The organism is uncultured Clostridium sp. (assembly GCF_947036855.1).
Lineage (GTDB): Bacteria > Bacillota > Clostridia > Clostridiales > Clostridiaceae > Sarcina.
In genome coordinates, this window is record NZ_CAMQRY010000059.1 from 1 (window position 1) to 15,320 (window position 15,320).

The following is a 15,320-nucleotide window of genomic DNA, read 5'->3' on the forward strand; positions in this document are numbered from 1 at the left end:
AGGATAAAAATCATTACTTAATTTTTATAGTAATTATGATAGTAGCAATTTTAACTGTAATAGCAAAAGCTATATGGGGAGAGGGTACACCACTTAAAGGTGGAATGCCATCTGGTCATAGTGCAATTGCATTTTCAATAGCTACTTGTATTTCATTGATAGCAAATGAACCAATAATTTATATGCTAAGTTATTTTATGGCACTTATAACAGCGCAGAGCAGAGTTGATTCAAAAGTGCATACAGTTAAGGAAGTTGTTGTTGGAGCAATTCTTGGAATTTCTGTGACAATGATTATATTTAATATATTTAATTAAAAAAATTCATAAAAGAATAAATTAGTGCTATAATTAATATACCCTATTTGATTAAATAGGGTATATTTTATAATATCTAAACGTTTGGAGGCATTAATAATGAAAGAAAAATTAATAAAAATGGCTATAGAAGCAAGAGAAAAAGCATATTGCCCATATTCAGATTTTAAAGTAGGAGCGGCTGCCTTATTTGAAGATGGAAATGTATATACAGGGTGCAATATTGAAAATGCTTCATATGGTGCAACTAATTGTGCTGAAAGAACTGCTATATTTAACGGAGTTGCAACTGGAGCAAGAACTCTTGAGGCAATTGCTTTAATTGGAGATGTTAATAACTTTACATACCCTTGTGGAATTTGTAGACAGGTAATGGTAGAGTTTGCAAGAGATAATAATATGAAAATTTATATTGTAAAATCAGAGAATGAATATATTGAAACAACTATCGGTGAGATTGTACCAGGTGCATTCACAGGTAAAGATTTAAAAAAATAATAGCTAAAAACTAAGGAGGATTTAAATGTTCAAATCAGGATATGTAACAATCGTAGGAAGACCTAATGTTGGAAAATCAACATTATTAAATTTATTAATGGGTGAGAAGCTTTCAATAGTTTCTAATAAACCACAAACAACAAGAAATAACATACAAACAATATTAACAGGTGAGGACTATCAAATAGTTTTCGTTGATACTCCAGGAATACATAAGCCAAAACATAAACTTGGTGAATATATGGTTGATAGTGCAACTTCATCTATTAAAGAAGTAGATTTAGTATTATTTTTAACTACTCCAGATGGAGAACTTGGAAGAGGAGATAAATTCATATTAGAGCAATTAAAAGCACAAAAAGCTCCAGTTGTATTTGTTTTAAATAAGATAGACCAAGTTAAACATGAGAAGGTTGCAACAACATTACTTCAATATGCTAAGGAATATGAATTTGCTGAAATAATTCCAATATCAGCATTTAAAGGGAAAAATACTGATGAACTTGTAAAACTTATGGTTAAGTATATGCCAGAAGGACCACAATATTATCCAGCAGATATGATAACAGAAATACCAGAAAAGTTTGTTGTATCAGAAATTGTTAGAGAAAAAGCTTTAAGATGTTTATCAGAAGAAGTTCCACATGGAATTGCTGTTGATGTAATTCAGATGAAGCAAACTCCAAATGGTAGATATGAGATAGAAGTAGATTTAATATGTGAAAAAGATTCACATAAAGGAATCATAATAGGAAAAGATGGGCAAACACTTAAGAAGATAGGTTCAGCAGCTAGATTTGAACTTGAAAAGTTCTTAAGAGAAAAGGTTAGTATAAAAGTTTGGGTTAAAGTTAGAAAAGAATGGAGAGATAATAATACATTCTTAAAGCAACTTGGATATAAGAAGTAATTAAAGGGGGGATTTCGTTTGGGACTTTTAAAAACAAGCGGAATTGTTATAAAAGCTTTGGATTATAAGGAACATGATAAGCTTATATGGATTTATACAGAGCAATATGGGAAGATATCTGCAGTAGCTAAAGGTTCTAAAAGAAATAAGAGTGATTTGTTTTCAGTCACTCTTCCTCTTAGCTTTGGAGATTATCTTTTATTTAAAGGCAAAGGTATGTGTAGGTTATCTGAGGGGAAACTTAGAAATTCATTTCAAGGGCTTTTAACAAATCTTGAAAAGCTAACATATTCAACTTACCTGTGTGAACTTATAGATATTTCAACAGAGGATGAAGAAAAAAACTTTGAGCTTTATAAAGAGTTTGTAACAGCAATATATCTTTTAGATACAGATGCGTTAGATTATGAACTTTTAACTAGAGCTTTTGAACTTAAATTATTGAAAGCAACAGGTTACGGACTTAATTTTGATACTTGTGTTTCTTGTGAAAAGAAAATACAAAGTTCAACATATATAAACTTATCAAATTTTGGTGGAGTTTGTGATATGTGTGATAAAGTTAATGGACTTTATATAAGTAGACCATCCTTTAGTGCTTTAAGATTTTTAAATAAAGCAACTTTAGACAAAGTTTATAGAGTTAATTTGAATGAAGATATGAAAAAAGAATTGTTTAAGATAACTCAGGCAATTATTTCAAATAATTATACAAGAAGACCTAAAAGCTTAGATATGTTAAAATTTATTTAAGGAGTGATTATCATGGATAAAATAACACTTGAGAAAGTTGACAAGGTAATTGAAAGAACTAGTGTAACTTATAAAGAGGCAAAAGAAGCTTTAGAAAATGCAGATGGAGATATTCTAGATGCAATAATACTAATAGAAGAAAAAAACAATTCAGAGATTTTAGAAGAAAATTTAAAAGTTGATGAGAAAAAGCTGAAAAAAGAAGAAAGTGTAGAAGAATTTAAAGGCTTTATTATGTCCCTTGTAAACAAAGGAACAATATCAAGAATTAAAATTAAAAAAGAAGATAATACACTTTTAGATTTACCAGTCAATGCTGGAATTGCAGCTAGTGTAATAGCTATAACACTTCCACCTATTTTAGCTGGAGTAGCAATTGCTATAGTTGGTGCAAAATTAACTGTAGAAGTTACAAAGCTTGATGGAACTGTTGAGATATTAAATAGAATTGTAGCAGAAAAAGCTATTGGGATTAAAGAGAAAAGTAAAAATGTTGCGGGAATAGCAACTACTTATATAAAGGTTAAAGCAAATAATATAGTGTCAAAACATGGAGATGGAGATGAAGACATGAAATCTAGTGTGATAGATACTATAAGGTCAATGAAAGGCTCAAAAGATCATAAGGTCGAAGAGAGTACAGGTTTTTCATATACCGTAAATTTTGAAAATGTAGAGTAATTTAATATTGAAATAGAGGAATAACTAAGTTGTATATTTTGAAATTGAAATTTTGATTGATAAATTTATAAGATAGTATTCCTCTTAAATTTTTTAGGAAAGAAGGTAATTGTATGAAATTAACAAAAAGACAAGAAGAGATAGTTATTTTAGTAAAAGCTGGAGCACCAGTTACATCTGAAAAATTAGCATCAAAACTTGGAGTAACAAGAGCTGCACTTAGACCAGATTTAGCTGTACTTACAATGCTTGGTATACTTAGTGCTAAACCTAAAGTTGGATATGTTTGTGCAGAAAAGCCTTCTAATAGTTTGGTTTATGAGAAAATAAGTAATATAAAAGTTGGGGAGATAATGTCAAAACCAAGTGTTATAGAAGAAAATACAATGGTACATGATGCAATTGTATATTTATTTTTAAAAGATGTAGGGACAATATTTGTTGAGAATAACGGGAAACTTACAGGGGCTGTTTCAAGAAAAGATTTTTTAAAAGTTGCAATAGGTGGGACTGACATATATAAAGTTCCAGTAGGTGTGATAATGACTAGAATGCCTAATATAATAACAGCAACAATTGATGATAATACTTTTGATGTAGCAACAAAGATAATAAATCATGAGATAGATTCTATACCTGTGGTTGAGGAAGTTAATACTGAAGATGAAAAGTTTTATAAAATAATAGGTAAAGTTTCAAAAACTAATATAACGAGATTATTAGTGAAACTTGGAAAAAAAGAATAAATTAATTTCCATTTTTAAGAATAAGTAGTATTACCCAAGTAATAATATAAAGTATAAAGGCAATAATATTTATGCAAATTCTTAATAAATGGAGGAATGTTTAAATGGAAAATAATCAATATGTATACCTTTTTAGTGAGGGAAATACAAGTATGAAAAACTTGCTTGGTGGTAAAGGTTCAAACCTTGCCGAAATGGTTAATCTTGGGATACCAGTACCACAAGGTTTCATTGTAACAACAGAGGCTTGTAACAAGTATTATGAGGATGGTAAGGTTATAACTTCTGAAGTTATAAAACAAATTGATAAAAAACTTGCAGAACTTGAGGAAGTTACAGGGAAGAAGTTTGGTTCAATGACAGACCCATTACTTTTATCAGTTAGATCAGGGGCAAGAGTTTCTATGCCAGGAATGATGGATACAGTTTTAAATTTAGGATTAAATGATGAGGCTGCAGAGTCTTTAGCAACACTTACTAATAATCCAAGATTTGCTTATGATTCTTACAGAAGATTTATTCAAATGTTTTCAGATGTTGTTATGGATGTTGAAAAAAGATTATTTGAAGATTTGCTAGATGAGATGAAAGAAGAGAATAATGTTGAATTTGATACAGATTTAACAGCAGATAATTTAAAAGAGTTAGTAGTTAGATATAAAGATTTATACAAAAAAGAAAGAGGCGAAGAATTTCCATCTGATCCAAAAGTACAATTGATTGAATCAATAAAAGCTGTATTTAGATCATGGGATAATCCAAGAGCAGTTGTGTATAGAAGACTTAATGATATACCTAAAGCTTGGGGAACAGCTGTTAATATTCAACAAATGGTTTTTGGTAATAAGGGTGAAACTTCAGGAACAGGAGTTGCATTTTCAAGAAATCCAGCTACTGGAGATACAGGAATATATGGTGAGTATTTAATGAATGCACAAGGTGAAGATGTTGTTGCAGGAATTAGAACACCAAATCCTATATCAGAACTTGAAGATCAAAATAAAGTTATTTATGATGAATTTATGGCTATAGTTAATAAGCTTGAAGGTCATTATAGAGATATGCAAGATATGGAGTTTACTATTGAAGATGGTAAGTTATATTTTTTACAAACAAGAAATGGTAAGAGAACAGCTCAAGCTGCACTTAAAATTGCTGTTGATTTAGTAGAAGAGGGTATGCTTACAAGAGAAGAGGCTATATTAAAGGTTGAGCCAAAGCAACTTGATACTTTATTACACCCTGCATTTAGTAAAGATAATTTAAAAGATGCTAAAGCGTTATGTAAAGGTCTACCTGCTTCACCTGGAGCTGCATGTGGTAAAATTGCCTTTACAGCTGAAGAGGCTAAAAATAGAAAAGAAGCTGGTGATGAAGTTGTTTTAGTAAGACTTGAAACTTCTCCAGAAGATATTGAAGGAATGATTGCAGCACAAGGAATACTAACTGTAAGAGGTGGTATGACTTCACATGCAGCAGTTGTTGCTAGAGGTATGGGAACTTGCTGTGTTGCAGGTTGTGGAGTTTTAAAAGTTAATGAGAAAGAAAAAACTGTAACAATTGGTGATGTAGTATTAACAGAAAATGATTTTATTTCAATAGATGGTTCAACAGGAAATGTATATGGTGAAAAACTTCAAACTGTAACACCTGAAATAAGTGGACACTTTGCTATATTTATGGCATGGGCAGATGAAATAAGAAAGTTAAAAGTTAGAAGTAATGCTGATACACCAAGAGATGCAATACAAGCAGTTGGTTTTGGAGCTGAGGGAATTGGTCTTTGTAGAACAGAGCATATGTTCTTTGCAGAAGATAGAATTGCAGCTGTAAGAGAAATGATTTTATCAAAAGATATAGAGCAAAGAAAAGTAGCACTTGAAAAACTTTTACCAATGCAAAGAGAAGATTTTATTGGGATATATGAGGCTTTAGAAGATAAACCAGCAACAATTAGATTCTTAGACCCACCTTTACATGAGTTCTTACCAACTGCTAAAGTAGATATAGAAAACCTTGCAGTTCAAATGGATTTAAGTGTTGAGGAAGTTGAGGCAACAATAGATAGTCTTCATGAATTTAACCCAATGATGGGACATAGAGGATGTAGACTTGCAGTTTCATATCCAGAAATAGCAGAAATGCAAACAAGGGCTATCATAGAAGCAGCAATAACTGTTAAAGAAGCTAAAGGGTATAATATAGTTCCAGAAATTATGATTCCATTAGTTGGAGAGATTAAGGAACTTGCATTTGTTAAAGAAATAGTTGTGAGAACAGCACAGACTGTTATGAGAGAGCATAATACTACTTTAGAGTATAAAGTAGGAACAATGATAGAAATACCAAGAGCAGCGCTTACAGCTGATGAAATAGCTAAAGAAGCTGAGTTCTTCTCATTTGGAACAAATGATTTAACACAAATGACATTTGGTTTTTCAAGAGATGATGCAGCTAAGTTCTTAAATGATTACTATACAAGCTCAATTTACGAGCAAGACCCATTTGCAAAGCTTGATCAGATTGGTGTTGGTGCACTTATGAAAATTGCAGTAGAAAAAGGAAAAGAGACAAGACCTAATATTAAACTTGGGATATGTGGAGAGCATGGTGGAGATCCAGCTTCTATAGAATTCTGTCATGACCTTGGACTTGAATATGTAAGTTGTTCACCATTTAGAGTACCAGTTGCAAGACTTGCAGCGGCACAAGCACAAGTTAAAAATAAAAAATAAAAAACAAGATAATAAAGAGGGTGCAAATTTGATTTGCACCCTCTTTTTAAAACTTAATATTAAATTCGTCTAAGAAGAAAACTTTGAATTTTTCAACCATCATTATCTGATTAGGAGTTTTAGAAACTGTACCTAGAAGAGATTCTCTTGAACTTTTTTTGTTGCACTTAGATATACTAGCAAAGTAATCTCTAGAAACTCTCCAATATTTCTGTGGGAAAGCAAGGTAAACCATAATATATTTAATATCATCTTCTGATAATTTATTATTTTCATTATAGGCAGTAATTATATTTTTAGCAGTTGCAAAGTCCCAGTTAGTATCACTCCTTTTAAGAAGTCTTCTAAGGAAGTAAGTTAAATCTGCCATAGAATAATCACAAGAGCATTTATCAAAATCTATCATATATATTTTTTTATCATCAAAGAGTAAATTTTTATTTACATAATCACCATGACATAGTGATTTAGTAAGATTATCTAAATTTATAGTTGAAGCTACTTCAGTTGCAAAGCGTGCAAGTTTTATATTATCATCAAAATGTTCAAGATAGATTTTAGAAAATTTATCTTTTTTCTTGTTTGCAAGATTATAGCAAGTGAGTAGTTTGTTAAATCTTTTATTTATAGATATGTATAAATTGTCATATCCTTTTTTAAAATAACTTCCTTCAATAGGAAAAAAGTTTTTACTAGTATTGTGAGCTAAAGCTAGATTCTTAGATGCGATTATTAGATGTTCCATGTTATCAAAATCACATTTTATACCAGGAACCCAAGGGGTTAGTATAAAAATTAAGTCATTGTAAGATACAAATCTATTTCCTTGTTTAGTTTTCATAAGTACTGGAACATTAAAATTGTTTTGGTGAAGCCACTGCATGGCAGAATACATAAAAAGTAATTTTTCCTCGTTGAAATAAACTTTTTTTAGACAGTAAGATTCTGTATCATTAGAAACTTTATAAACAGCCCTATGCTTTAATGTTTCTTTTAATTTTATTTGTTCTATGCTTTTAAATTTTATATCATACTCTGGAAGAATATGGTCAATAGCTACTTTTAAAAGCTCTTTTTCACTGCTAATATTTTTCTTGTTAGCATTCATGTAAATCCTCCTAGATAAAGTTACCTAATATATACATATTAGAGCGTATAAAATATTATACTTAATAAGGGGATTTAATTAGATAGAAGGAGGAAATAGAAAGAATTTACTTATAATCAAGAAATAAAAGGATTTTTAAGAGGTTTATAGAATAATATAAAAAGGAAGAAGAAGTTTTATTAAAATAATCTTATAAATTTGTTTGAAAGATACATATAAACGATTAATATTACAAACTATAAATAATACAAGGCTAGAATAATAGAGTATTAGAATTAATGTAAGATTAAAAAAATTTTAATAAAATGATTTAAAAGTTACTAATTAGACAAAAATAAAGGAAAAGCAAAAAAAAATAAAGTTTTTTGAAATAAAAAGAGGATTTTGCTATTTAATGTCGAATTAGTAATAGTTCAGATAAAAAGTTTAAAGGTAAGGTGGGAGTTTTTTGAAAATTCCAGAAGAAATAATTGAAAGAGTAAAAGAAGAAAATGACATTGCGGATGTTATATCTGAATATGTTAGACTTAAAAAGTCTGGAAAAAACTTTTCTGGATTATGTCCTTTTCATAATGAAAAAACTTCATCTTTTAGTATTTCACAGGAAAAACAAATTTTTAAGTGCTTTGGTTGTGGTGAAGCAGGTAATGTAATTACCTTCATTATGAAAGTGAGAAACTTAAATTTTGTTGAAGCTGTTAAATATCTAGCAGATAAGGCTTCTATAAATATTGATTTTAAAAGTGGTGCTCCTGATCCAAGAGATGAGAAGAAAAAGCTTTTAAGAAAAATTAACAAGGAGACAGCAAGACATTATTTTGCGAATCTTCAAAGAAATACAGAAGTTAAAGAGTATTTTTATAGAAGGGGCTTAACAGAACAAACTCTTAGGTCGTTTGGCATAGGGTATGCTAAGGATGGTTGGAGTGAAACTTTAGGATTTTTAAGAAGTTTGAACATAAGTGGAGAAAAACTAAACAATGATGTAATCAGAGATACGGGACTTGTAATTTTTAATGATGAGAAGAAAACTTCTTATGATAGATTTAGAAATAGAGTCATGTTCCCTGTTTTTGATATTTATGGCAATGTCATTGGATTTGGTGGTAGAGTTTTAGATGACTCGAAACCTAAATATTTAAATTCACCAGAAACTTTAGTTTTTGATAAAGGAACTAATTTATATGGTTTGAATTTTGCAATTAAAAATAATGGTATAAAAGATAGAACAGTTATTATGGTTGAGGGTTATATGGATTGTATTTCACTTCATCAGTATGGAATTATGAATGCTGTTGCATCTCTTGGTACAGCCTTGACAACAAATCAGGGAAAACTTATCAGAAGATATGCAGATACAGTTATTATTGCATATGATGCAGATAATGCAGGTCAAATGGCTACACTTAGAGGATTAGATGTATTGACAGAGATTGGATTAGACGTAAGGGTTTTAATTATACCTAAAGGCAAAGATCCTGATGAGTTCGTAAGAGTTAATGGAAAGGAAGCTTTCTTAAATCTTATAAAAAATGCACAGAAGCTTATTGAATATAAACTTTCTGTTGCAAAGCAAGGGTTAAATCTAAAAATTCAAGAGGATTTAGTTAAGTATGGCGATAGAATTACAGAGGTGCTTGCAAAGATAAATCCTGTTGAAAAGGATATTTATATTAAAAATATCTCTGAGGAAACAGGGATTAAAGAGCAGGCATTGTATGATCTTTTAAAGACAAAACTTAATGGATTTAATAAAAATAATAAAAATATGAATAATACGGAATATTATGGAACAAAATTATATATAGAACCTGCTTATATAAAAGCAATGAGAAGTATATTTTCTCTAATGTTAGACGAGAATAACTATAGCTTTATAAAAGAAATATTTTTGATTGATGATTGTACTGATGATTTATATAAAAATATTTATTCCTTGATAGATGATGTTATATCTGAAAAAGGTTTTGAAAATATACATTCAAATTTAGAAGTTAAAGCACAGGATGCAAGTCTTATAAAAGAAATTTTAAAGATTAGAGAAGTTCCGATGCCAGAAGTATCTGAGATTGAAGGTCTTATTAAAACTTATATTTATAATATAAGAACTCAAAAACTTAAGAATGAACATGAAGTCATTATGAAGAATTTAAAGGATAGCGAACGTCTTGGAGATATAGCTGCATCCTTATTATATTTAAAACAGTCAAAAGAAATACAAGGTAAACTAAGGAGTTTGAAGAAGTAGATGGTTCTTAAATCGGAAGGAGGCAAACCCATGAAAGATAAAACAAAAGTTGCAAGTGTAAATGCTAAGACAGAAGAAAAAGATCAAAATGCTAGAATGGTGATTGTAAAGAAGTTAATAGACAAAGGTAAGAAGAGTGGGTCATTAACTTATAAGGAAATAATGGAGGAGCTTGAAGAGGTAGAGTTAACACCAGAACAAATTGAACAAATATATGAAGTACTTGAGTCAATGGGTGTTGAAGTTATTAATGAAGGTGACAAAGAAGAAGATAAAGAGGAGCTTGAGATAGCTGTACCAGATGGTATTTCTATTGATGATCCTGTTAGAATGTATCTTAAAGAAATTGGTAAAGTTCCATTACTTTCATCAGCAGAAGAAGTAGACCTTGCAAAGAAAATTGAAGAAGGTAATGTTTTTGCTAGAAAGAAACTTGCTGAGGCTAACCTTAGACTTGTTGTAAGTATAGCTAAAAGATATGTTGGTAGAGGAATGTTATTCCTAGACCTTATTCAAGAGGGTAACCTTGGTCTTATAAAGGCTGTTGAGAAGTTTGATTATAGAAAAGGTTATAAATTCTCAACATATGCTACATGGTGGATTAGACAGGCGATTACAAGAGCTATTGCTGACCAAGCAAGAACTATAAGAATTCCTGTTCATATGGTTGAAACTATCAATAAATTAATAAGAGTTCAAAGACAATTATTACAAGAACTTGGTAGAGATCCACTTCCAGAAGAATTATCTAAGCAAATGGATATGCCAGTTGATAAGGTTAGAGAGATACTTAAGATAGCTCAAGAACCAGTATCATTAGAAACTCCTATTGGAGAAGAGGAAGATTCACATCTTGGAGATTTCATTCCAGATGATGATGCATTAGCTCCAGCAGAAGCAGCTGCTTTCACATTATTAAAAGAGCAATTAATTAATGTACTTGATACTCTTACACCAAGAGAAGAAAAAGTATTAAGATTAAGATTTGGTCTTGATGATGGAAGAGCTAGAACTCTTGAAGAAGTTGGTAAAGAGTTTAATGTTACTAGAGAGAGAATTAGACAAATAGAAGCGAAAGCTCTTAGAAAACTAAGACACCCTAGTAGAAGTAAAAAGCTTAAAGATTATTTAGATTAATATATATTCAATAATATTTATTTGTTGTTGAACAAAAATGGGTTCGCATATTGCGAGCCTTTTTTATTTTTACTAAAAAGAATATACATAAGTTATGATATAATTACAGTAATGATTTTAGAAAAATATTTTGTAGAAAGAGGAATTAAAATGGAATTAAGCATAAGATTAAAAGCAATAGCAGATAGTGTAGATAAATGCAGGAGTGTAGCAGATATAGGAACAGACCATGGATATATACCAATATATCTTGTTAAGAAAGGTATTTGTGAGAGGGCTGTTGCATCTGATATTAATAAAGGGCCTATAAATAAAGCTAAAATGAATATTAGTTTTGATGGACTTAGTAGTAAAATAGATTGTTATCTTGGTGGAGGATTAAAGCCTTTAAAAATTAATGAGGTTGATGGAGTTGTTATGGCTGGTATGGGTGGAAATCTTACTAGAGATATAATACTTGCTGATATTAATAAGGTTAAAAATTATGATTTTATGATTTTACAACCAGCTCAAAACCCAGAGGTTTTAAGAGAGTTTTTATATAATAATGAATATAAAATTATTGATGAAGATTTAATTTTAGATGAGGGAACTTACTATGAGCTATTTAAAGTTAAGTATGATGAAAATGCTGAAAACTTAAAGTTTGAGGATAGTATTTATTATGAGGTAAGTCCGATTCTTTTAAATAAGAAGCATCCACTAATTAATGATTATATTGAAAGTAAAATTTCAAGATGTGAGAAAGTTATAAGCCATATAAATCAAGATACTGACCTTGCAAGGGCTAAGAGAAAAGAACTTTCAGATAAAATAGATATATTAAAAGAGTTATTACTTAAGTAGATGGGTTTAAATGGACTTTTAGGAGGGTTTGATTATGTTACTTAGTAGATTTATAGAAGTTATAGAAAAGATAGCACCACCACATTTAAAAGAGGATTTTGATAATGTGGGACTTATGGTTGGAGATAAAAGTGTAGAAATAAATAAAGTTCTTTTAGCTCTTGATTGTACTGATAAAGTTATTGAGGAAGCTAAGGAAGTTGGAGCTAATTTAATATTAACTCATCATCCTTTAATTTTTAAAAAGCCAAGTAGTATTACAACAGAAACTTTACTTGGTAGAAAAATTATAAAGCTTATAAAAAATGATATTAATCTTTATTCTGCTCATACTAACTGGGATTCGGTTAGAGAAGGAATAAATGATACTATTGTTACCATGCTTGGTTTTAAGTCAGAAGAAATTATTGATAGACATAAGGTTGATAGTAGTGCTGGTATTGGTAGAATTGTAACTTTAGAAGAAGAGGTAACACTTAAAGATCTTATTGAAAAATGTAAAAAAACTTTTTCTATTGAGAATCTTAGATATTCTGGTGAACTTGATAAAAAAATAAATAAAATAGCTATAATTAACGGAAGTGGTCAAAGTTATTTTGAGGATGCTATAAAAAAAGGAGCAGACCTTGTTATAACAGGAGATACAACTTATCATTTCGTTTCAGATTATACTGAAATGGGGATGGCTATACTTGATATAGGGCATTTTAAATCAGAATGGCCAGTTCTTATCGAAGTAAATAAAAAACTTGAGTATGAACTTAAAGCTTTAGAAGAAAATATTGAATTTATTATATCAACTAAATCAGAAGATCCATATAAATTTTTATAAAATTGATTTCTAAATATAGTAAAAGAAAATAAAGTTTATTAGGACTATTATAGAAGTTAGGGGAAGATACATATAAAAATGTATTTTCCTTTTTGTATATAAAGAGAAAGTTATAAGCTTAATTATAATAAATATTATTTGTAAAATACATTGATAATAAATCTTTAGATGATATAATATAATTTGTATTAAAAGCAAATAAAATCTAGGCATAAGCCTAGTAGAAGTTCGGAACCATCCTTCTATAAAAAACTAGGAACTGTAGCTGTACCAAGGCTTATTCCTTGTTGCGGCATTTTTAGGTTTAATTTTAATAAAAGACACTTTATTTAAATTTAAATTTGGATTTATAACAATAAAAAACAGAATGTTAAAAACCTATGCTAGAAAACAATAGACACTCTAGTATTAAGCAGTTCCTCAATGGTTAATATAATCAAAGAGGAGTTTTAATACCATGAAAAAATCAAACAGTTTTAAGCTTGCCTTAATGGCAATCGGAATAGCTATAAATGTTATTGCACCATTTATAGCTATGACATTTAGAATCCCAATTTATCTTGATGCAATAGGAACAAACCTTATAGCAATGCTTATGGGTCCTGTTGAAGGAATTATAGTTGGGGTTCTTGGTTCAGTTATGTCAGGGTTTATTTTTGACCCATCATCATTTTACTATGCACCAGTACAGATATTTAATGGACTTATTATAGGTCTGCTTTTTAAAAAAGGGTGGATAGATATGAAGAAAATGTTCTGGTCTATGCTTATAGTTATATTATTTGTAAGTACGACTAGCTCAATAGTTACAGTTTATGTTTATGGAGGAATTACACCATCAGCATCAACTTATATTTATATTTTCTTACATCAGATATTAAGAATACCTCCAGTACCAGCAGCAGTTGTTATGCAATTTGTTACTGATTATGGAAACCAAATAGTTTGTACAGGTCTTGCACTAATTATGATGAAAAGAATGACAAGCTCAATGAAAAATAAACTAAAGTAAAGGTGTGAAATAGCATGGATAGATATAGTATTATAAGTGGTAAAAACGAGAGAGAGATTGTTTTGTTAAAGAGTTTTCCTTGTGTATGGGGAAAATGTAGTTTTTGTGATTATATATCTGATAATTCAGAAGATAAATGTGAGATAAGGGATGTAAATAAACCTATTTTACAAAGAATAACAGGGGAGTTAGGAGTTCTTGAGGTTATAAACTCGGGAAGTGTTTTTGAAATTCCTATGGAAGACCTTGAAGAAATCAGAAGAATAGTTAAAGAAAAAAATATAAAAAGATTATACTTTGAGGCACATTGGTGTTATAGAAAAAGACTTCAGGAAATAAAAGATTTCTTTAAAGGAGTTGAAGTTCTCTTTAAAACAGGAATAGAAACTTTTGATGATGAATTTAGAAATGATATTTTAATAAAGAATATTCATTTTTCTAGTTTAGAAGAAGTTAGTAGTCTTTATGATTCGATATGTCTTATGGTTGGAATACAGGGACAAACTAAAGAGATGGTTAAAAGAGATATAGAAATTGTAGAAACAAAGTTTAAAAAGGCTACAATTAATATTTGGACTGAGAATACAACAAAATTTAAAAGAGATGAAGAACTTATAAAATGGTTTGAAAAAGAATATTCATATTTAAGAAATGATGAGAATATAGAAGTTTTATTTGAAAATACAGATTTTGGTGTTGGTGAGTAAATATAAGAACTTAAAGAGCTATATCTTGCATATTATGTAGTAATTAATTCTAAGGATTTAGATAATATGGGAAAAGATAAGTATAATTTTTATGATTATAAAAAAGATTCTTATAGAGGAAATAAAAAATCTAAAAGTAAGAAAAAAACTGGAGTTTATGATGAATATTCAGATATAAAAAAAGATTTTTCAAAATTATTTTGTGATATAAAAAAAGTTTTTTCAAATAAAAAAGGTAAAGTTTTTAAAGTTAAAAAAATAAATGCTAGTAATAATGAAAAACTTGTTAAAAAGGCTTGTATAGGTCTTTTGGGGTTTGTAATAATGTCATTTGTACTAACATTTCCAATAGCTTTAATTATAACTTTAATACTGAGTTTTGTTTATATGAAAAAAGTGATGTAAATATTTTACATTGTAAAAGATATAACTTTATGATAATATATTCCTTGCGAGTAAGTCAGACAATCGCCGCTTAGAAATAAGGGGAGGAAAGTCCGGGCTTCATAGAGCAGGATGCTGGTTAATGGCCAGTGGGGGTGACCCTAAGGATAGTGCAACAGAAATAAACCGCCTAGCATGCTAGGTAAGGATGGAACGGTGCGGTAAGAGCGCACCAGTATAGTGGTGACATTATAGCTATGTAAACCCCATTTGAAGCAAGACCGAATAGGAAAACATTTAGGAGTAGCTCGCTCTGTTTTCGGGTGTGTCGCTAGAGGCTATTGGCAACAATAGTCGTAGATAGATGATTGTCTAATACAGGACCCGGCTTATAGATTTGGTCGCA

Annotated in this window: 15 protein-coding genes, 1 other RNA gene and 1 riboswitch; of the genes, 15 read left to right on the plus strand and 1 reads right to left on the minus strand. The window is 29.8% G+C overall.

Translation table 11 applies throughout. From position 1 onward, the window contains the following. The 7 genes from Q0V15_RS07540 to ppdK form a co-directional block, all read left to right on the plus strand. On the plus strand, positions 1-317 hold a 317-nt coding region (locus Q0V15_RS07540), incomplete at its 5' end, for a phosphatase PAP2 family protein (RefSeq protein WP_297437586.1). A 99-nt stretch (positions 318-416) separates the two neighbouring features. Then, positions 417-815, plus strand: a complete 399-nt coding sequence (locus Q0V15_RS07545) for a cytidine deaminase (protein ID WP_297437588.1) — start codon at positions 417-419, stop codon at positions 813-815. Positions 816-840: 25 nt separating this feature from the next. Then, positions 841-1,725, plus strand: a complete 885-nt coding sequence (gene era / locus Q0V15_RS07550; RefSeq protein WP_297437589.1) for a GTPase Era — start codon at positions 841-843, stop codon at positions 1,723-1,725. 18 nt (positions 1,726-1,743) lie between these two features. Then, complete coding sequence (gene recO, locus Q0V15_RS07555; protein WP_297437591.1) at positions 1,744-2,478, plus strand: DNA repair protein RecO; 735 nt, start codon at positions 1,744-1,746, stop codon at positions 2,476-2,478. 12 nt (positions 2,479-2,490) lie between these two features. Beyond that, entirely contained in the window at positions 2,491-3,159 is a 669-nt protein-coding gene (locus Q0V15_RS07560; protein ID WP_297437593.1) for a DUF4342 domain-containing protein, read from the plus strand. 113 nt (positions 3,160-3,272) lie between these two features. Next, on the plus strand, positions 3,273-3,905 hold the full coding sequence (locus tag Q0V15_RS07565) for a helix-turn-helix transcriptional regulator (RefSeq protein WP_297437595.1): 633 nt from the start codon (positions 3,273-3,275) through the stop codon (positions 3,903-3,905). 104 nt (positions 3,906-4,009) lie between these two features. Beyond that, a complete protein-coding gene (gene ppdK / locus Q0V15_RS07570) occupies positions 4,010-6,640 on the plus strand; it encodes a pyruvate, phosphate dikinase (RefSeq protein WP_297437597.1) in 2,631 nt (876 codons plus the stop codon). Positions 6,641-6,686: 46 nt separating this feature from the next. On the opposite strand, the gene Q0V15_RS07575 is transcribed toward ppdK, so the two are convergent. Then, entirely contained in the window at positions 6,687-7,748 is a 1,062-nt protein-coding gene (locus Q0V15_RS07575) for a CotS family spore coat protein (protein WP_297437599.1), read from the minus strand. Positions 7,749-8,196: 448 nt separating this feature from the next. Here Q0V15_RS07575 and dnaG point away from each other — a divergent pair, with 448 nt between their 5' ends. The 8 genes from dnaG to rnpB all read left to right on the plus strand — a co-directional run bounded on the left by dnaG (position 8,197) and on the right by rnpB (position 15,320). Beyond that, positions 8,197-9,996 carry a DNA primase gene (dnaG, locus tag Q0V15_RS07580; protein WP_297437601.1) on the plus strand — a complete coding sequence of 600 codons (1,800 nt, stop codon included), beginning with the start codon at positions 8,197-8,199 and terminating at the stop codon, positions 9,994-9,996. A 30-nt stretch (positions 9,997-10,026) separates the two neighbouring features. Then, entirely contained in the window at positions 10,027-11,133 is a 1,107-nt protein-coding gene (rpoD, locus tag Q0V15_RS07585; protein ID WP_297437603.1) for an RNA polymerase sigma factor RpoD, read from the plus strand. A gap of 150 nt (positions 11,134-11,283) precedes the next feature. After that, a complete protein-coding gene (locus tag Q0V15_RS07590) occupies positions 11,284-11,979 on the plus strand; it encodes a class I SAM-dependent methyltransferase (RefSeq protein ID WP_297437605.1) in 696 nt (231 codons plus the stop codon). A 34-nt stretch (positions 11,980-12,013) separates the two neighbouring features. After that, positions 12,014-12,811 carry a Nif3-like dinuclear metal center hexameric protein gene (locus tag Q0V15_RS07595; protein WP_297437607.1) on the plus strand — a complete coding sequence of 266 codons (798 nt, stop codon included), beginning with the start codon at positions 12,014-12,016 and terminating at the stop codon, positions 12,809-12,811. Between the two features lie 217 nt (positions 12,812-13,028). Further along, a riboswitch (PreQ1 riboswitch) is annotated at positions 13,029-13,073 on the plus strand. A gap of 195 nt (positions 13,074-13,268) precedes the next feature. Next, entirely contained in the window at positions 13,269-13,823 is a 555-nt protein-coding gene (locus Q0V15_RS07600) for an ECF transporter S component (protein WP_297437609.1), read from the plus strand. 14 nt (positions 13,824-13,837) lie between these two features. Then, positions 13,838-14,530, plus strand: coding sequence for a radical SAM protein (locus Q0V15_RS07605; protein WP_297437611.1), 693 nt, complete (start codon positions 13,838-13,840; stop codon positions 14,528-14,530). Positions 14,531-14,596: 66 nt separating this feature from the next. Further along, positions 14,597-14,935: a hypothetical protein gene (locus tag Q0V15_RS07610; protein ID WP_297437613.1), complete on the plus strand. Its 339-nt coding sequence runs from the start codon at positions 14,597-14,599 to the stop codon at positions 14,933-14,935. A 47-nt stretch (positions 14,936-14,982) separates the two neighbouring features. Continuing rightward, positions 14,983-15,320: RNase P RNA component class A (gene rnpB, locus Q0V15_RS07615), an RNA gene on the plus strand.